The organism is Shimia sp. (assembly GCF_039969785.1).
GTDB lineage: Bacteria > Pseudomonadota > Alphaproteobacteria > Rhodobacterales > Rhodobacteraceae > Shimia.
Genome location: NZ_JBDVNC010000009.1, coordinates 34,356 through 52,205, shown reverse-complemented (window position 1 = coordinate 52,205; position 17,850 = coordinate 34,356). Strand labels below are relative to the sequence as shown.

The following is a 17,850-nucleotide window of genomic DNA, read 5'->3' as shown; positions in this document are numbered from 1 at the left end:
GGGTGGGTGGGAGACCGCCAAAAGGGCGCGTGCTCCGCTCAAAAGGCCGCCTCGACATCGCCCATACGCACATAAACCGATTTCACCTGACTGAAGTTCTTGATCGCTTCCTTAGAGTTTTCACGCCCGACGCCGCTGGCTTTGACGCCCCCAAATGGCGCCTCAACCGGCGCATCATTGTAGGAATTGATAAAGCAACTGCCCGCCTGCATCTGACCAATCACCCGATGCGCCCGACTCAGATCGCGCGTGAACACACCGGCTGACAATCCGAACTCGGTGTCATTGGCCCGCGCGATGACTTCGTCTTCGTCCTCAAACTCCAGCACCGACATCACCGGGCCAAAAATCTCTTCGCGCGCAATGCACATGTCATCTGTCACATTGGCAAACACTGTCGGTTCAACAAAGAACCCGTCCCGCGCCAATTGTTTGCCACCACTGACCAGTCGCGCACCTTCGGCAACGCCCTTGTCGACATAGCCCAGAACAATATCCAACTGCGCCTGACTGACCATCGGACCAAAGCTTGTCGCTTCGTCCAGCGGATCACCAATCACGGCATCCCCCAGACGTTCTTTCAAGCGTTTCAGAAACGCGTCCTTGATGCCCTTTTGCACAAACACACGCGTTCCATTGGAACACACCTGCCCCGAAGAATAGAAGTTACCGTTGATCGCGCCGCCTACGGCATTGTCCACATCCGCGTCATCAAAAATGATCAGGGGCGACTTGCCACCCAGCTCCATCGTGACGTGTTTCAGCTGACTGGCTGCGGCGGCATAGACTTTACGGCCTGTTGGCACAGATCCGGTCAGCGACACTTTATCAACCCGTGGATCCCCCACCAGCGCGGCACCAACTTCGCCCATGCCCTGCACAACATTGAAAAGCCCTTTGGGCAATCCAGCCTCGATCAGGATTTCCGCCACTTTCAGGGCGCAAATCGGGGTGGTTTCGGATGGTTTGAAAATCATCGCATTGCCACATGCCAGCGCAGGCGCGCCCTTCCAGCAGGAAATTTGCGTCGGATAATTCCATGCTCCGATACCGACACACACGCCCAGCGGTTCGCGCACTGTGTAAACCCAGTCTTCGCCCAGCGGTATATGCTCGCCTGTCAGGCTGCCCGCCAACCCGCCAAAATACTCCAGCGCATCAGCCGCGCTGGTGGCATCTGCCACCAATGTCTCCTGCAACGGCTTACCGGTGTCATAGGTCTCCAGCACCGAAAGCTCATGATTGCGCTCGCGCAGAATCGCCGCCGCCCGTGTCAGAATGCGCCCACGATCGCGCCCGGTCATCCTGGCCCAGCCCTTTTGCGCACGTTCCGCGCTGACCAGCGCCTGCTCAACAATGGCCGGTGTGGCCGCATAAACACGCCCGATCACTTCGCCAGTGGCCGGATAGACAATGTCGATCGGCGTACCGGCTGTGTCTTCAACATATTTTCCGTCCACAAAGTGGCTTGCTGTCGGTTGCACCTGCATGGTTGCGCTCCTGGAATAGATTCTCCGGCACCCCGGACCGTCCAAACCTAGCACCCGGCATTCAATTTTTAAATGATCATTTCATTTTTTTATTTGCTCAACAATATTGCACCCATCGGACAGACCGTCCAAGTATACCCGTATGGGCCGCACACGTATCCGAGACATTCGCCATCAGGAGTTGATTGAAGCCACAATTACCGCTGTTCATCAGCGCGGGTATGCCGTCGTGACGATGGCTGAAATCGCTGCCGAAGCCGGCGCAACCGCTGCTTCAATCAATTACTATTTCGGCTCCAAGGAAAAGCTGATGGAGGCAACGATGCGTCGCCTCATGACATTACTGAAAGACGCGATGCTGGAACGCTACGCCGTGGCCCGCACCCCGCACGATCGCCTGATTGCGGTGCTGGACGCCAACTTTTCCGACCGGCTTTATACAATCGAACAATGCTCTGTCTGGGTGCAGTTTTGGGGTAGCGCGCCGTATGTCCCGCCGCTCGCACGCCTGCATCGCATCAACCGCGCCCGTGTGACCGCACATGTACGCGCTGAGTTGCGCAGTCTGCTGCCTGAAAACCGGCGCGAAACCGTACGTGAAGCGTTGCAAAGCTATATGGATGGCGTCTGGCTGGAAGCCGCGCAATCCGCCGTCGCTCTCGATCCTTCGCGAGCCCGGACCGAGGCGCGCAAGGTCGCGAACCTCTTGCTACAACGGTACGAATGAACGGGTTTTAACGCCGATACACCAGCGGCGTCGGATCGCCCAAGTATAGCAATTCAAGACGATCATCTGATGCGTCTTCGATCACATAGCAGTAGCTTTCGCCGTTTTCCGGCTCGGTCTGGATCAACACCGGACCAATGTCGGGGCCATTGTCACACCGCTCTCTGATCTGCAGATACAACCAGCCCATACGTTCACCGCCGTAGATGTCCAATAATTCTGAACCTTCGATGTAAAGTTCGGAGTCCGGATCATCGACATTGCGCCACATGCCCTGCATCGCAATACGTTTTGCCTGATGCCTGTCATATCCCGGAAAATACGCAACTTCACGCAAGGTGACTTCGGCCGAGATATCACCATAGCTCATCATGTCCCCGGCAAAGCTGACCGGGGTACCCACTGGCAGAAATTCCAGCTTGTCCAACAGGCTGATCGGAGTCCCTGCCCCATAATAGGCATAGAACTTCCAACCCTCAGCATGAAACGCGCACCACGCACCGGAATCGCCGGACTTGCAGCCTTGAAAGATACCATTCTGCGAATAAGGCTCGCCATAATACCCTGGCTCGGCCGCAACGCGCAAAGGCAACATATCGCGCGCAATCGCGCCCATCTGTTCGTGCGCAGGCACCTGAGGCGCTGCTTTGGCTTGGAATTCTGAACCATTCAACATGACCGTAAATTCTTTGGCCGTCTTACCAGTATCCACACGGGCGAACCCCTTTCGGTCATACCCGCGCGCGTTGCAAGCATCATCCCCGACAATGGTGAACACTTCTGAAACTGTGCAGAATGTATACTTGTCCTTTGGCGAAAACTCACGACCTGATGCGCTGGCGTAGACGTAATAATACCGCCGCTTCAGGTCGCCCTTGACCGGTGTCTTGCACGCGCCCGGCCCAAGGGTCCACCAGCCCTCTGACGTGTATGTCTCTCCATCTTTATACGCGATCGCCACGCTTTGCTTAAAGTCGGTGCCATTGCACACTTCTAACCCGGCCCGGGCGCCGCCTGCCCCAAATGCCAGCACCAAACACAGTCCCAAGAATTGAATTAGCTTCACTGCCGAGTCCCCCTTGCCGTTCAGCAAGACTAGCCGCATCTGCGCGGTTCAGGCAATCACAGCTTGGTCTGTCCGACCAAAGGTGTGATCTGACGTCGTTTCAACACAGCCTCGCGCCACGTGATGAAGCTGATCGCAAACACGATCAACAACCCGCCGACGATCACCCAAATATCGGGTTGTTCTTCAAACATCAGCCACCCGATCAGAACGGACCAGATCAGCTGCAAAAAACTGACCGGCTGCGTCACTGTCACCGGGGCTGCCGCAAAGGCCAGCGTCATGGCGTAGTGACCTACAGTCGCGAAACACGCCACGGTGAAAAAGATCGCCAATTCTGTCACCGTTGGCGGCACCCAGACCAGCCACGCCGCCGGTGCCAACCCAATCGTCACCGAAATCGACAACATTCCCACAACAACCAGCGGGCTCACTTCGTCACTCAGAATTTTGGCCAGCAAATATCCTCCGGCGAAAAACACCGCTGTGAACAGCATGGCCAAATGACCCGGATTAAGTTCGCGAAACCCCGGGCGCAGAATAATCAGCGCACCGATCAATGCGGTCACAACCCCCAGAATGCGCCGCAGCGCCAATTTTTCACCCAGAAACAACGCCGCACCTATCGTGACATAGATCGGCGCCAGAAAGTTCATGGATGTCACTTCGGCCACTGGCAGACGCGCCATCGCAAAGAACCACAGGATAACGCCCGCAGTGTGCAAAACGCCGCGCAGGCTGAACAATCCCAATTGGCGGCGTGTCATGCCAGACCTGAATAAGGGGCGCAGCATCGGGATCAGAAACACCAACCCCAATACATACCGCAGGAACGCCGCCTCGGCGGCCGGCACACGCGTACCCACCAGCTTTACCAATGCCGTCACTGCCACAAAGCAAAGCCCCGTAACCAACATCCACAAGACACCGGCAACAGGGCGTGAATCTGTCTCTTCCACCATGGGTGCACCTGATCACGTTTGATCGGGACTGTCGATATGGCGAACAGGTTAAGTAACCCGACCGCGCATTTCGTCCGAGCGGCCGGATCAGACTCCCACAATCAGCGTTGCAGCGATCGCCCACATGGTCACGCCCACCAACACATCCAGCCATTGCCATGCCCGCGCGCTTGTAAACACCGGCCGCAACAAACGCGCACCAAACCCAAGTATGAAAAAGAACACAAAACTGCTGATCGCAGCACCAACCCCAAAGGCCCACGCCACCTGATATTGTGCCGAAATCCCACCCAGCAAAACAACTGTATCAAGATACACATGCGGATTGGCCCATGTCAGCAGCAAGCAAGTGCCCAGCGCCGCCCCCAAACTGCCCGCCGTACCGCCCGTGTCCTGAAGCGTGTCACCACCCTGCCAGGCCGCGCGAAAATTCATTGCCCCATAGACAATCAGAAATGCAGCCCCTGCCCATCGCACAAGATCAAGCGCCCAAGAGCTGCCTGCAATCAACGCGCCAAACCCAGCGACTCCCGCCGTTATCAACAAGGCATCCGAAATCGCACAGGTCAGCACAAGCGGAAGCACAAATTCCCCCCGCAATCCCTGACGCAAGACGAATGCATTCTGCGCACCAATTGCCATGATCAGCGAGAATCCCAATGCAAACCCCGCAACGCCAGCCTCAAACATACGCACATCTCCTTGTTGCGCCTTGCCTACGATGTGGGGTTCCATTATGCAAATTAAGTATCTTGACAATACATTAGGAAAACTAATGCAGGTCGACTACGCCCAACTCACCGCCCTTTCTGCGATATTGCGCACCGGCAGCTTTGACGCCGCCGCTGCCGCACTTGGGGTGACCCAATCGGCAATCTCGCAAAGGCTCAAATCGCTCGAGGAACGCATCGGCACGCCGCTCGTGCTGCGCGGGCAGCCCTGTACCGGCACAAAAACCGGTCGACGGCTGGCCGCGCATCTGGATCAGGTGGGCTTGCTGGAACAGGGGCTGGCGCGCGAGCTGACCGCGTTGACACCGCGCGCGGCCCGCCTGCGCGTTGCCGTGAACGCTGACAGTCTTGCCACCTGGTTCCTGCCTGCTGCCGCGCAGGTGCCCGATCTGTTGTTCGATCTCGTGGTTGATGATCAGGACTTTTCGGCAGACTGGCTGCGCCGTGGCGAAGTTTCTGCAGCCGTGACGGCCCATGAAACCCCTGTCGCGGGATGTGACAGCCATGCCTTGGGGGCTATACGATATCTGGCCACCGCCAGCCCGGCATTTATTGCACGCCACTTTGTCGACGGCGTGACTGCAGATACCATCGCGCGCGCGCCGATGTTGCGTTTTGATGCCAAAGACAATCTGCAACAAAACTGGATGATGGCGCATCTTGGGGCCGCCCCCGCGCCGCCCAGCCATCGCCTCCCGTCATCACAAGGGTTTATTGAGGCCAGCCTTCTTGGGATGGGCTGGGGTATGAACCCTGAAATTCTGGTAAAAGATCACATTGCAGCCGGACGTCTGGTGCCCTTGCTCGGAGATGCCTATCACGATGTCGCCCTATATTGGCAGGCCAGCCGGATTGTGTCGGGCGCACTCAAACCATTGACCCGCAGCGTGCGCGCGGCCACGAAATTGGCACTTATCAGCCCGTAATTCGCCGGTATGGCAGGATACAACCGCGACAAACCCACGTTAATGATGGAATTCTGATGACACTGACACCCGACAAAACCACCGCCGCCGCCATGCGTCTGGAAGTTGACACAGTGCGCGCCATCGTGTGTTTCATCCTTGTATTGCACCACGTCGTTGGCATCTCGCCCAATTATGGTCTCGAGCTGGCGCTGGATCATCCTGTCAGCATTATCAGCCACACGACCCAAGACATGCGCATGCCCATCTTCAGCTTTATCTCTGGCATGGTGTTTGCAGGTGCCACCGGTCAGTTTTCGACCGCTGGCACAGTGATCCGCAAGAAAGCCCGGCGTCTTTTGTTGCCAATGGCCGCCGTCGGTTCGCTGTTCTGGCTGGCACGCGCCGTGACCGGATCAGATCAGATGGCCTATCCGATGATCTTCATCAGCTCCTACGCGCATTTCTGGTTCCTTCAGGCCAGCTTCCTGATCATGACCTGCTTTGTGCTGGCGACCTGCCTGACCGGCGGCGCACGTCACAAGGCTGTTGCGTTTGGCCTCGGCGTGTTTGGCATTCTGTGGTGGGGCTTTGCCATGCTGCCCTTCCCCATGATCAACTGGTTCTCAATCGTGAATGCGGTGTTCCTTTTGCCGTTCTTCATGTCCGGCTACCTGCTGGCCCAAACCCCGGCGCTGCGCCAACGTCTGCGCACCCATCCCGCAGCCCGCCCGTTTGGCGCAATGCTGCTGATCGTTGGGTTGCTTATTGGCTGGAAAATCGCGGATGGCACGCTTGAGATCACCGGATTGTCCCGCCGCCTGATCGCGATCTATCTCGGGTTTTCCGCCTGTTTCGGCCTGATCATGCTGCGCCTGAATGTACGCCCTCTGGCCCGCATCGGCGCGTATTCCTATGCCATCTACCTGTTCCACGTGTTCTTTACCGCCTTCACCACCAAAGCCTGGCACGCCGCAGGTGAACCGATCCCGCTTGTTGGGATCGTGTTGGTCGGGCTGGTTCTGGGCACCGCTGGCCCGATGCTTGTACAACACCTGCTGCTGCGCTGGCCGCTGACCGGTTTCGTGTTCCTTGGCCTGCCACAGGACAAAATTCGCGCTCGCAAGCTGGCCGCCCAACCCAGCGGCGCATAAAAAAGGGGCGCTGCCAGACCGGCGCGCCCCTCTGTTCTCTCTGGAAACTGCCCTCAGAGCTGTTCCATAACCTCGTCGCTGGCTTCAAAGTTGGCCGTCACGCGTTGCACGTCATCGTCATCTTCCAGCGCATCAATCAGCTTCATCAGCTTCTGCATGCCCTCAAGATCCATCTCGGTCGAGGTTGTCGGCTTCCAGACCAGCTTGGTCGAGTCGCTTTCGCCTAACGCAGTTTCCAGCGCGCCGGACACGTCGTTCAGATCGGAATCTTCGCACCAGATAATGTGACCATCTTCGCTGCTTTCCACGTCTTCGGCGCCCGCTTCGATGGCGGCTTCAAAGATTGTGTCCGCATCCCCGGCACCCGCCGGATAAGTCACTTCGCCTTTGCGTTCAAACATAAAGCCAACCGATCCGGTTTCACCCAGATTGCCGCCATTCTTGGAAAAGGTTGAGCGCACAGTCGACGCGGTGCGGTTGCGGTTGTCGGTCATCGCCTCGACAATCACCGCCACGCCATTGGGGCCATAGCCCTCATAGCGGATCTCTTCATAATCGTCGCCGTCGCCCGCCACGGATTTCTTAATCGCGCGATCAATCACGTCCTTTGGCACAGATTGCGATTTGGCTTCTTTGACAGCCAGACGCAGACGCGGGTTCTTTTCGGGATCGGGGTCGCCCATCTTGGCGGCCACCGTGATCTCTTTTGACAATTTCGAAAACAGCTTGCTGCGCGCCGCATCCTGACGGCCTTTGCGGTGCTGAATATTTGCCCATTTACTATGGCCAGCCATGTTTCGCCTCCGGTAATCTCTTCGCTTGGTTGCGGTATCAGCGCTTCTATACGGCACACCGGCCAAGACCCGCAAGCGCTTGCTTTCCGCGCGCCGCTGCGGTTGGATCAGGAAAAACACCGGCAACGACACCGAGGCCCATATGACCATCGACCAGATCATCCTTTTCAGTCTGTTTGGCGGTGTCTTTGTCATGCTGCTCTGGGGGCGATTTCGCTATGACCTGATCGCATTCACCGCCCTGATGCTTGGGGTGGTTCTGGGGGTGGTGCCGGTCAAAAATGCGTTTGCCGGATTTGGCCACCCGGCCACGATCATTGTTGCGCTGGTGCTGGTGGTGTCTGCCGGATTGGTGCGCTCGGGCGCGGTGTTTCTGATCACCCGAACGCTGGTCGACAGCAGCCGCAGACTGGGCGCACATATCGCAATGATCGGCACAATCGGGGCCGTTCTTTCGGCCTTTATGAACAACGTTGCCGCGCTGGCGCTGTTGATGCCCGTCGACATCCAAACTGCGCGCAAGGCTGATCGAAGCCCAGCCAAGTCATTGATGCCACTGTCTTTTGCCACCATTCTGGGCGGCATGGCAACGCTGATCGGCACACCGCCCAACATCATTATTGCCTCAATCCGTGAAGAAGCGCTTGGCGAACCCTTCCGCATGTTTGACTTTGCCCCGGTGGGCGGCATCACCGCAATTGCCGGTCTGGCCTTTGTCGCGCTGATCGGCTGGCGCATGATCCCCGATCGCGAAGATGCAGGCAAACGGGTGTCTGATCTGGGCCAGTATATCGCCGAACTGACAGTCCCCGCCGAAAGCAAAATCATCGGCCAACGGCTGGCCGAACTGGACGCACAAGCCGAAGAAAGCGATGTCGCTTTGCTGGGTCTGATCCGCAATGGTCAAAGGCTTTATGGCGCGGCGCGTAACAACATTTTGCAGCAAGGCGACACGCTGGTGCTCGAGGCCACCCCGGACGCGCTGGATGAATTTCGCGCCGCCCTGTCACTCAGCTTTTCTGATGAAAAGCGCGAAGAACAACTGAACGCTGCGGGCGACGGGTTGGATATTATCGAGATAGTCGCCTCGGAAACCGCGCGCATCGCGGGCAAGACGGCGCAGAAACTGGGGCTGGCATGGCGTCAGGGTGCTTTGTTGATGGGCATCTCACGCCAGGGCAGACGCATTCGCAGCCAGATTCGCAAAACCGTTGTTCAACCCGGTGATATCCTTTTGGTGCTCGTGCAAAAGGATCGCGGCGCGGATGTCACCGACTGGCTGGGGTGCCTGCCGCTGGCTGATCGCGGTTTGGTGGTTACGGCCAACTCGAAAATCTGGTTGGCCATCGGTCTGTTTCTGGGCGCGGTTATCGCCGCGTCACTGGGCCTGATCTATCTGCCTATCGCGCTAGGCCTTGTGGTGGTGGCATATGTTCTGGCCAAGATTGTACCGATTTCGGAAATCTACAAGCATATCGAATGGCCGGTGGTTGTCCTGCTTGGCTCGATGATCCCGCTGGGCGCGGCGCTGGACAGTTCCGGCGGCACGGTCATGATCGCCAATGCGCTGGTCTCGCTGACCTCTGGCCTGCCTGCCTGGGCTGTGTTGACGGTGCTGATGCTGGTCACGATGACGCTGTCTGACGTGCTGAATAATACCGCCACCACCATTGTTGCAGCGCCGGTCGGCATTCAGATGGCGCAATCTCTGGGCGTGTCTGCTGATCCGTTCCTGATGGCCGTCGCCGTGGCCGCCAGCTCGGCATTTCTGACTCCCATTGGTCACAAGAATAACACGCTTATCCTTGGCCCCGGCGGCTATCAGTTTGGCGATTACTGGCGCATGGGCCTGCCTTTAGAGGTGCTGGTGGTCGCCGTGTCGATCCCATCTATTCTGGTATTCTGGCCTTTGTAACCCGGACTGGTCGAGAGGAACTCGCAGCACGGCACGGCAGACATCGGCAAGGCAAACATTCCTGATCCGCGTCAGATCCTAAAAATGTTCGCTTCGGCGAAGAGTATCTTCAAGTCGCTTTTGCGCGGGATCGCATTCACGACACCGACGCAATACCGACGTAATACCGACGGCGTACCGATCCGGGTTTTCAAGCTAAAATAGGCGCGCCGCGCGGACGGTCAAAACCTGTTTGCGCGGCGCGTATTTTCATCACCCGTAAGAAGATACATCCATCCCGGCCAAGGCTGCGGTGTTCAGCAAACCGCGCACGGTGGTTGACGGTGTCACAATATGCGCCCGGTTGCCCATGCCCATCAGGATCGGACCAACCTCAAGCCCATTTGCCACGGATTTCAGGATGTTACGGGTGGCCCCGGCTGCATCCGTGTTGGAATAAACCAGAACATTCGCTGCCCCATTAAGCCGTCCACCGGGGAACAAACGTTCCCGCAACTCAGGGTCTAGCGCCGCATCCGTGTGCATTTCGCCTTCGTATTCAAAGTCCTGCTCATCGCGATCCAGAACCTCCAATGCACCGCGCATCACCCGACCAGAGTGGCTGTCCAGATTACCAAACTGACTTCCCGAACACAGCGCAATTTTCGGATCAACCCCAAACCGCCGCACGTGCCGCGCCGCAGCAATTATTGTTTCCGCGACCTGCTCTGAATTCGGTTCGATATGAATATGCGTGTCGGCCAAGAACAATGCGCCCTTGTCCAACAGGATCAGAGACAACGATGCAATTGGGTGAAGCTGTTTGTTTCCAAGCATTTGCGTGACATAACGCAGATGCCAGCGATACTCACCAAAGGTGCCGCAAATCATGCTTTCGGCGTCTCCGCGATCCACCGCAATGGCCGCAATCGCGGTCGTATTGGTGCGCATAATCGCCTTGGCCGAATCCGGGCTCACCCCTTCGCGGCGCAGCTTGTTATGATAATGTGTCCAGTAATCGCGGAACCGGTCGTCCTGTTCCGGGTTGATCAGTTCAAAGTCCTTACCCGGTTTAATTTTCAACCCGGCACGTTCCAAACGCAGCTCAACAACCTCGGGCCGTCCAATCAGGATTGGCGTATCAACCGTGTCTTCCATCATCGCCTGAGCACAACGCAACACGCGTTCGTCTTCACCCTCTGCGAAAATGATCCGTCTCCGGGTGCGACTTGCCGCATCAAAGACCGGACGCATGATCATAGTGGATCGGAACACATAAGATTTCAGGCGTTCTTCGTACGCGACAAGATCCAGGTCTTTGCTGGCGACACCGCTGTCCATGGCCGCGCGCGCAACCGCAACCGCAATGGTTGGCATCAGGCGTGGGTCAAATGGCTTTGGAATCAGATAGTCAGGCCCAAATGACAACCGCTCACCACGATAGGCCACCCCGACCTCTGCACTTGTGGTTGCACGCGCCAAAGAGGCAATGGCTTCCACGCAGGCCAGTTTCATTTCATCGTTAATCTCAGTGGCACCGACATCCAGCGCGCCTCGGAAAATAAACGGGAAGCACAGAACATTGTTGACCTGATTGGGATAATCGGACCGCCCTGTCGCAATCAGCGCGCCGGGCGCGGCTTCGCGGGCCAATTCCGGCATAATCTCTGGCGTCGGGTTGGCCAAAGCAAAGATGATCGGATCCTCTGCCATCTGCTCGACCATCTCTTTGGTCAGCAATCCCGGACCAGACACGCCCAGGAACAAATCCGCTCCTTCCATCGCTTCCAAGGTTGTGCGTTTGTCTGTCGGTTGCGCGAACTCGGATTTCTCCGCTGTCAGGTCATTGCGCTGTGTGTGAACAACCCCTTTGCTGTCCAGCATCAGGATGTTTTCATGCTGCACACCCATGGTCATGAGCATTTTAAGACAGGCAATCCCGGCAGCCCCCGCGCCCAGTGCAACAACCTTGATGTCCTCGACGTTTTTCTTGGCCACGATCAACGCGTTATAGGCCGCCGCCGCCGCTACAATCGCGGTACCGTGCTGGTCATCGTGAAAGACCGGGATATTCATCCGTTCCTTACAAATACGTTCGACCAGAAAACAGTCGGGCGCCTTGATATCTTCAAGGTTAATCGCGCCAAAAGTAGGCTCCAGACGACAGACCAGATCGGCCAGTTTTTCAGGGTCGCTCTCGTTGACTTCGATATCAAAGCAGTCAATTCCCGCGAATTTCTTGAACAGAACCGCTTTGCCTTCCATCACCGGTTTGCTGGCCTGAGCACCAATATTCCCCAAGCCCAAAACAGCCGTTCCGTTGGACACCACGCCGACCAGGTTACCCTTGGCAGTGTAGCGCGACGCATCCGAAGGCGTCTTTTCGATCTCAAGACAGGCATCTGCCACACCGGGGCTGTAGGCCCGGCTCAGGTCACGCCCGGTGGTCATCGGCTTGGTCGCCCGGATTTCCAGCTTACCCGGCTTAGGGAATTCGTGATAGTTCAGCGCTGCTTCGCGCTCAGTTGCGCGAGCCTTATCATCATTGTCCATTCTATACTCCCGAAATCCCCTATGCCGGCACCCGGCGTCCCATTATTTTGGCCATGTCCAACATGCGGTTGGAAAAGCCCCATTCATTATCGTACCAACCAAAAACCCGCAACAGCCCGCCGACCGAAACAGAGGTCTCCACACCGCTGACAATCAGCGATTCAGGACGTGCACGCAGGTCTGTCGACACCAGAGGTTTGGTAGTCCAGCCAATCAGCCCGTCACGTTCAGATTCAGCCCTGAGAACGGCATTAACCTGATCCACCGTGACCGTACTAACTGTTTGTATTGTCAGGTCAATTGCAGAAACACTGGCGGTTGGAACGCGAATGGCTCTGGTTTCAACCCGGCCTTGCAGATGCGGCAAAACCAGATCAATCAAGCGTTGCGCGGATGTGGTTGTTGGCACCATAGACAAGGCCGCAGCTCTGCTGCGCGCCAAATCGCCGCGTGGCTTGTCCACGGTCGGTTGAGAGCCGGTGTAGCAATGCACCGTTGTCATTTGGCCGCTCACCAGTCCGAACTCTGAATCCAGTATGCGCAAAAGCGGCGCCAGCGCGTTTGTTGTGCAGGACGCATTCGAAATAATCCGATGATTACCTATCAGATGTTCATTGGCCCCCATGACCACGGTCTTGTCAGCGTCACCTGATGGCCCCGAGATCAATACCGATCCCGCACCCGCCGCCAGCCCGCGTTCTGCCACATAACGCACCCCGGCCATGCCGGTGCATTCCAGCACGACGTCAACCGCGCTCAGGTCCAGGGTGGAAATATCTGTCTGCGCGAAAAACGGGATGTGCATATCATCCACATGCAGAACCTGATCTTCTGTCGAAACCTGACCGGGATACGCGCCAAAAACGCTGTCGAACTCAAAGAGATATGCACAGGTATCAAGCGGCTCGATATCATTGATGCCAACGATATCGATATCCCCGTGCGCGCCTTTGGCCAGAATGCGCAAAAGCGTGCGCCCGATCCGGCCAAACCCGTTTACAAATACCCTTGTTTTGCGATCTGTCATCTTGCCTGCCCCGCACAACTGTCGCGGTCAATTGAACGGGTTTAAATGGGAAAGACCACCCCCAAAAGCCGCTCAGACGTCCACTTCGATCGCGACACCCTGCGCCTTGGCCAGATCGACCACGCGCGCCGCGACCGCCAGATCCTGAAGCCCGACGCCCGTGCCGTCAAACAGGGTGATCTGGTCCTGATCCGCGCGACCGGGATGTGTGCCATTGATCACGGCGCCAATCTCGGCAATGTCCGCCTCGGCCAGATCGCCAGACGCAATGGCGTGCTGTGCTTCGCCGATGCTAACAGATTGCGCGATCTCATCCGTAAAGACGCGGGAATGCGCGACCAATGCAGGGTCAACTTCCTGTTTGCCTTTTGTATCCGTGCCCATGCACGCCAGATGAGTGCCCGGCGCGACATGTTCCGCCATAAGAGACGGTGCAAAAGAGGACGTAATGGTGATGATCACATCCGCATCCCGAAGGCCGGGCAGATCAACCGCTTCAAACGGAACACCTGCTTCCTCGGCCACTTTGGCGATATTCGGCAACATTTCCGGATGGCGGTTCCAGCCGATCACCCTATCAAAATCCCGCTGTTCCAGGGCAGCGCGCAACTGGAATGTCGCCTGATGACCTGCACCGACCATGCCCAGAACTCTGGCATCTTTGCGCGCCAGATGATTGATCGAAACCGCCGACGCCGCCGCTGTACGCAGTGCGGTCAACAAGTTGCCCCCAACCATTGCCTCGGGTTTGCCGGTATCCGGATCAAACAGAAAAACCGTGGATTGATGGTTGATCAAGCCACGCTTTTCCAGATTGTGTGGCCAATATCCTCCGGCCTTTAGCCCCAGCGCGCTCCCGGGGCGATCAAATCCGCCCTTAAATCCATAAAGCGCGTCTTCATGGCCAATCGCCTCGCGCACCACCGGGAAGTTATACGCCTCCCCTGCGGCCATAGCTGCAAATACCTGCTCTACGGCATCAAACGCGTCCGCGCGCGACACCAGACCCGCAATCTCACGTTCAGGCACAATCCACATGACCCGCTCCTTTATTGTTCTTGAAATGCTTCAGGTGGGGGCTGTTCCCCCACCCGGTCAAACCGACAAAACCCGGTTCGAAATTAATACGCGCGACCACGCGCTGACACGGGCCAGACGGTTTCAACTTTGCCGTTTCGTACCCCAACATACCAATCATGTACGTTGCAGGTTGGGTCACAATGCCCGGGCACAAGATGCAGTTTGTCATTGATCTGCAAGACACCCTGAGGATCGCCCACAACCCCGTGTTCATCCGAACATTTCAGGTATTCGACATCGTCGCGCCCAAATACAGTGGGCAACCCACTGTCCACGGATTGTGCCTTTAACCCCGCATCCACGATGGCTTTGTCAGCCTTGGTGTGGCTCATCACACTTGTCAGAATGAACAGCGCATTTTCCCATTCGCCCTGATCAATCCGCTGACCATTCTCATCCAGAATGCGGCCATAATCCGCGTCCATAAAGGCGTATGACCCGCATTGCAGCTCGTTATAGACGCCGGAATTGCTCTCGAAATAATAGGAACCGGTTCCGCCACCAGATACCAGATCACAGGCAATTCCCACGTCCTTAAGCGCATCCACAACGTCCTGAACCATGCCAATCGCCACGTCCAGCTTGGCCTTGCGAGCCGCATAGGAGTCCAGATGCTGCATTGCGCCCTGATAAGCCTGAATACCGCTGAATTTCAGCCCGTCTGCAGCCTCGATTGCCTGCGCAATCTCTACAACCGCTTCTGACGAATTCACACCGCACCGCCCCGCGCCGCAGTCGATCTCGATAAAGCATTCCAACTGAGTTCCGTGCCGCGTGGCCGCAGCTGAAAGATCCGCCACATTGGCCAGATCATCTACACAGACAATTGTGCGCGCGCCGAACTTGGGCAGACGTGCCAGCCGGTCCAGCTTTTGTGCATCACGCACCTGATTGGATACCAGAACGTCCTTGATGCCACCGCGCGCAAATACTTCTGCTTCGCTCACCTTCTGGCAGCAAACGCCAACAGCGCCGCCTAGGCGTTCCTGCAACTTGGCCACATCCACGGATTTATGCATTTTGCCGTGCACTCGGTGGCGCATCCCATGCGCCTTGGCATAGTCACCCATCTTTTTGATGTTGCGCTCCAGCGCGTCCAGATCCAGCACCAAGGCTGGCGTCTGAATATCAGCCGCATCCATGCCCGGCTTGGCCGGAATGTCATACCCTACTTCGAATTGATCCAGATTGGTCATATCTTTCATCCCGCTCACCCGTTGTTCCAGGGCAGTTTGCCCAAATCCACATTACCACCCGTGACAATCACGCCCACACGTTGCCCGCGAAACACATCCGGGTTTTTGAGAATACAGGCCAAAGGCACTGCACTGCTTGGTTCCATCACGATCTTCATACGCGCCCAGATCAGGCGCATGGCATCGATAATCTCCTGTTCGTTGGCCGTGAACATATCGCTCACATGGCGTGACACGAAATGCCAGGTCAGCTCCTTCAGAGGCACTTTCAGACCATCCGCCACCGTATTGGGCGCGTCATCGGCAATGATATGCCCCGCTTTGAAACTGCGATAGGCATCGTCTGCCTGTTCCGGTTCCGCCGCATAAATTTTCACATCAGGCGCCAGGTTTGACAGCGTCAGGCACGTGCCCGACACCATCCCGCCACCGCCAATTGGCGCGATCACAGCGTCCAGTTTCTGAACCTGTTCAATCAGCTCAGCTGAGCACGTGCCCTGCCCCGCAATTACTCGTGGGTCATTATAGGGATGTACAAATTCAGCCCCGGTTTGTGCCTGAACTTTTGCAAACACCTCTTCGCGCGAACTTGTCGACGGTTCGCATTCTGTGATCACGCCGCCATATCCGCGAACCGCATCCTTCTTGGCCTCGGGCGCGGTGCGCGGCATCACGACATGGCACGGAATGCCCCGCCGACCCGCTGCATAGCTGAGCGACAAGGCGTGGTTGCCGCTTGAATGGGTCGCAACACCGCGCGCGGCCTGATCTTCGCTGAGCCCAAACACCGCGTTTGACGCGCCCCGCACCTTGAATGCGCCGGCTTTCTGAAAGTTTTCGCATTTAAAGAACAGCTCGGCCCCAGTGAGTTCATTTATGAACCGCGACGTCAGAACCGGAGTTCGGTGGACATAAGGCGCAATGCGGTCACGCGCGTTCAGCATGTCCTCTAGTCTTGGAATATCCATGACAATGTCCTTCATCACGCAGCTTCTTTTAAAGGGCTGGCGGCGCTGGTCCGATAGATTTCCTGCGCTGCCGCCACGCCTGAGCCCAGGCGGATATCCAACCCCAGATCAGCCATGCACATCTCTGCAGTGGCGATGCCTGACAACGCCAGAACGTCAGTCAGCATACCCAGATGGCCGATGCGGAAAACCTTGCCCGCCACGTCACCCAGCCCAACCCCAAAGGCAACGCCATAGGTGTCAGCAGCATGTGTCACGATGTTGGTCGCATTGAACCCTTCGGGCGTTCGAATGGCGCTGACAGTATCGGAATAAAGATCAGGCGACGCCGCGCACAGATCAAGTCCCCATGCGTCGACTGCCGCACGTATGCCCGCGGCAATCCGGTGATGGCGGGCAAAAACGTTTTCCAACCCTTCGCTCAGCAGCATATCACACGACCGGTTTAACCCGTTCAGCAACCCAACCGCTGGCGTATAGGGATACCCGTTGGCCTCGTAACTGCGGCCCATGTCGCGAATGTCGAAAAACGTACGTGGCAATGTCGCGGTTTCAACCGCCTGCATGGCCTTCGGCGAAAATCCGATAATCGCCAGTCCGGCAGGCAGCATAAAGCCTTTTTGCGATCCGGTGACGGCGATATCAACGCCCCATTCGTCCATCCGGAAATCCATTGAGGCAATCGAGCTTACACCATCGACAAACAACAGCGCAGGGTGGTTAGCCCCATTAAGCGCACCGCGCACACCGGCAATATCAGATTTCACACCGGTTGCGGTTTCGTTATGGGTCGCAAGCACAACCTTGATTTCATGGTTGGTATCTGCGGTCAGAATTTCTTCAAAGCGGGCAGTCGGAATGCCCTGCCCCCACTCAGTTTCGACAATCTTTACGTTCAGACCGTGGCGTTGGCACATGTCGATCCAACGATGGCTGAACATACCGTTGCGCGCCGCCAAAATTGTGTCGCCGGGGGAAAGCGTGTTGGTGATCGCGGTTTCCCATCCGCCGGTTCCGGTTGAGGGGAACAAGAAAATCTCGACCTGATCACTTTTCAGGATTTGACGCACACCTGCCCGTGCAGGATGCAACATATCTGCAAACATCGACGAGCGGTGATCAAGCGTCGGCATGTCCACCGCGCGGCGCAACTCTTCGGGCATATTGGTCGGACCGGGAATGAAAACCGGGTTCTGAAAACTCATTTTTGTGCCCTCCTTGGCTTGGTTGAGTGTCAAACTACGGGCGCGGATCATGGATGGCAATTTTTTTGAAAAACGATTTCGCACAGCAATAAATCAAC

General features: G+C 56.9%; 15 protein-coding genes. 4 read left to right on the top strand and 11 right to left on the bottom strand.

What is annotated here, in order from left to right; genetic code table 11:
• Positions 1–38 precede the first annotated feature (38 nt).
• A complete protein-coding gene (gene betB / locus ABJI08_RS05030) occupies positions 39–1,490 on the bottom strand; it encodes a betaine-aldehyde dehydrogenase (RefSeq protein ID WP_348400732.1) in 1,452 nt (483 codons plus the stop codon).
• A gap of 142 nt (positions 1,491–1,632) precedes the next feature.
• Between betB and betI the strand changes: the two genes are divergently transcribed.
• Entirely contained in the window at positions 1,633–2,217 is a 585-nt protein-coding gene (betI, locus tag ABJI08_RS05025; protein ID WP_348400731.1) for a transcriptional regulator BetI, read from the top strand.
• A gap of 7 nt (positions 2,218–2,224) precedes the next feature.
• On the opposite strand, the gene ABJI08_RS05020 is transcribed toward betI, so the two are convergent.
• From ABJI08_RS05020 to ABJI08_RS05010, 3 genes are all read right to left on the bottom strand, one after another.
• The gene (locus tag ABJI08_RS05020) at positions 2,225–3,283 is read right to left on the bottom strand and encodes a DUF1036 domain-containing protein (protein WP_348400730.1); all 1,059 of its coding nucleotides are present in this window, start codon (positions 3,281–3,283) and stop codon (positions 2,225–2,227) included.
• Positions 3,284–3,339: 56 nt separating this feature from the next.
• Entirely contained in the window at positions 3,340–4,245 is a 906-nt protein-coding gene (locus tag ABJI08_RS05015; protein ID WP_348400729.1) for a DMT family transporter, read from the bottom strand.
• An 87-nt stretch (positions 4,246–4,332) separates the two neighbouring features.
• Complete coding sequence (locus ABJI08_RS05010) at positions 4,333–4,935, bottom strand: LysE/ArgO family amino acid transporter (protein ID WP_348400735.1); 603 nt, start codon at positions 4,933–4,935, stop codon at positions 4,333–4,335.
• 85 nt (positions 4,936–5,020) lie between these two features.
• Here ABJI08_RS05010 and ABJI08_RS05005 point away from each other — a divergent pair, with 85 nt between their 5' ends.
• Complete coding sequence (locus ABJI08_RS05005; protein ID WP_348400728.1) at positions 5,021–5,902, top strand: LysR family transcriptional regulator ArgP; 882 nt, start codon at positions 5,021–5,023, stop codon at positions 5,900–5,902.
• A gap of 56 nt (positions 5,903–5,958) precedes the next feature.
• Positions 5,959–7,035 carry an acyltransferase gene (locus ABJI08_RS05000; protein ID WP_348400727.1) on the top strand — a complete coding sequence of 359 codons (1,077 nt, stop codon included), beginning with the start codon at positions 5,959–5,961 and terminating at the stop codon, positions 7,033–7,035.
• A 53-nt stretch (positions 7,036–7,088) separates the two neighbouring features.
• On the opposite strand, the gene ABJI08_RS04995 is transcribed toward ABJI08_RS05000, so the two are convergent.
• Positions 7,089–7,829 carry a YebC/PmpR family DNA-binding transcriptional regulator gene (locus tag ABJI08_RS04995; protein ID WP_348400726.1) on the bottom strand — a complete coding sequence of 247 codons (741 nt, stop codon included), beginning with the start codon at positions 7,827–7,829 and terminating at the stop codon, positions 7,089–7,091.
• 142 nt (positions 7,830–7,971) lie between these two features.
• Between ABJI08_RS04995 and ABJI08_RS04990 the strand changes: the two genes are divergently transcribed.
• Complete coding sequence (locus ABJI08_RS04990) at positions 7,972–9,744, top strand: SLC13 family permease (protein ID WP_348400734.1); 1,773 nt, start codon at positions 7,972–7,974, stop codon at positions 9,742–9,744.
• Positions 9,745–9,996: 252 nt separating this feature from the next.
• On the opposite strand, the gene ABJI08_RS04985 is transcribed toward ABJI08_RS04990, so the two are convergent.
• The 6 genes from ABJI08_RS04985 to bhcA all read right to left on the bottom strand — a co-directional run bounded on the left by ABJI08_RS04985 (position 9,997) and on the right by bhcA (position 17,752).
• A complete protein-coding gene (locus tag ABJI08_RS04985; RefSeq protein ID WP_348400725.1) occupies positions 9,997–12,276 on the bottom strand; it encodes an NADP-dependent malic enzyme in 2,280 nt (759 codons plus the stop codon).
• A 19-nt stretch (positions 12,277–12,295) separates the two neighbouring features.
• Positions 12,296–13,303: a glyceraldehyde 3-phosphate dehydrogenase NAD-binding domain-containing protein gene (locus ABJI08_RS04980; RefSeq protein ID WP_348400724.1), complete on the bottom strand. Its 1,008-nt coding sequence runs from the start codon at positions 13,301–13,303 to the stop codon at positions 12,296–12,298.
• 72 nt (positions 13,304–13,375) lie between these two features.
• Entirely contained in the window at positions 13,376–14,341 is a 966-nt protein-coding gene (gene bhcD / locus ABJI08_RS04975) for an iminosuccinate reductase BhcD (RefSeq protein ID WP_348400723.1), read from the bottom strand.
• A gap of 83 nt (positions 14,342–14,424) precedes the next feature.
• A complete protein-coding gene (gene bhcC / locus ABJI08_RS04970; RefSeq protein ID WP_348400722.1) occupies positions 14,425–15,588 on the bottom strand; it encodes a 3-hydroxy-D-aspartate aldolase BhcC in 1,164 nt (387 codons plus the stop codon).
• A 5-nt stretch (positions 15,589–15,593) separates the two neighbouring features.
• Positions 15,594–16,562 (bottom strand): beta-hydroxyaspartate dehydratase BhcB, encoded by a 969-nt coding sequence (gene bhcB / locus ABJI08_RS04965; RefSeq protein WP_348400721.1) that lies wholly within the window; start codon positions 16,560–16,562, stop codon positions 15,594–15,596.
• Positions 16,562–17,752: an L-aspartate--glyoxylate aminotransferase BhcA gene (gene bhcA / locus ABJI08_RS04960; RefSeq protein ID WP_348400720.1), complete on the bottom strand. Its 1,191-nt coding sequence runs from the start codon at positions 17,750–17,752 to the stop codon at positions 16,562–16,564. Before bhcA ends, bhcB begins: the two co-directional genes overlap by 1 nt.
• Positions 17,753–17,850: the final 98 nt, after the last annotated feature.

Bases quoted from the DNA above. Each gene is read 5' to 3' on its own strand.
- betB (WP_348400732.1), bottom strand. From the start codon at position 1,490: ATGCAGGTGCAACCGACAGCAAGCCACTTTGTGGACGGAAAATATGTT.
- betI (WP_348400731.1), top strand. From the start codon at position 1,633: ATGGGCCGCACACGTATCCGAGACATTCGCCATCAGGAGTTGATTGAA.
- ABJI08_RS05015 (WP_348400729.1), bottom strand. From the start codon at position 4,245: ATGGTGGAAGAGACAGATTCACGCCCTGTTGCCGGTGTCTTGTGGATG.
- ABJI08_RS05010 (WP_348400735.1), bottom strand. From the start codon at position 4,935: ATGTTTGAGGCTGGCGTTGCGGGGTTTGCATTGGGATTCTCGCTGATC.
- ABJI08_RS05005 (WP_348400728.1), top strand. From the start codon at position 5,021: ATGCAGGTCGACTACGCCCAACTCACCGCCCTTTCTGCGATATTGCGC.
- ABJI08_RS05000 (WP_348400727.1), top strand. From the start codon at position 5,959: ATGACACTGACACCCGACAAAACCACCGCCGCCGCCATGCGTCTGGAA.
- ABJI08_RS04995 (WP_348400726.1), bottom strand. From the start codon at position 7,829: ATGGCTGGCCATAGTAAATGGGCAAATATTCAGCACCGCAAAGGCCGT.
- ABJI08_RS04990 (WP_348400734.1), top strand. From the start codon at position 7,972: ATGACCATCGACCAGATCATCCTTTTCAGTCTGTTTGGCGGTGTCTTT.
- ABJI08_RS04985 (WP_348400725.1), bottom strand. From the start codon at position 12,276: ATGGACAATGATGATAAGGCTCGCGCAACTGAGCGCGAAGCAGCGCTG.
- ABJI08_RS04980 (WP_348400724.1), bottom strand. From the start codon at position 13,303: ATGACAGATCGCAAAACAAGGGTATTTGTAAACGGGTTTGGCCGGATC.
- bhcD (WP_348400723.1), bottom strand. From the start codon at position 14,341: ATGTGGATTGTGCCTGAACGTGAGATTGCGGGTCTGGTGTCGCGCGCG.
- bhcC (WP_348400722.1), bottom strand. From the start codon at position 15,588: ATGAAAGATATGACCAATCTGGATCAATTCGAAGTAGGGTATGACATT.
- bhcB (WP_348400721.1), bottom strand. From the start codon at position 16,562: ATGAAGGACATTGTCATGGATATTCCAAGACTAGAGGACATGCTGAAC.
- bhcA (WP_348400720.1), bottom strand. From the start codon at position 17,752: ATGAGTTTTCAGAACCCGGTTTTCATTCCCGGTCCGACCAATATGCCC.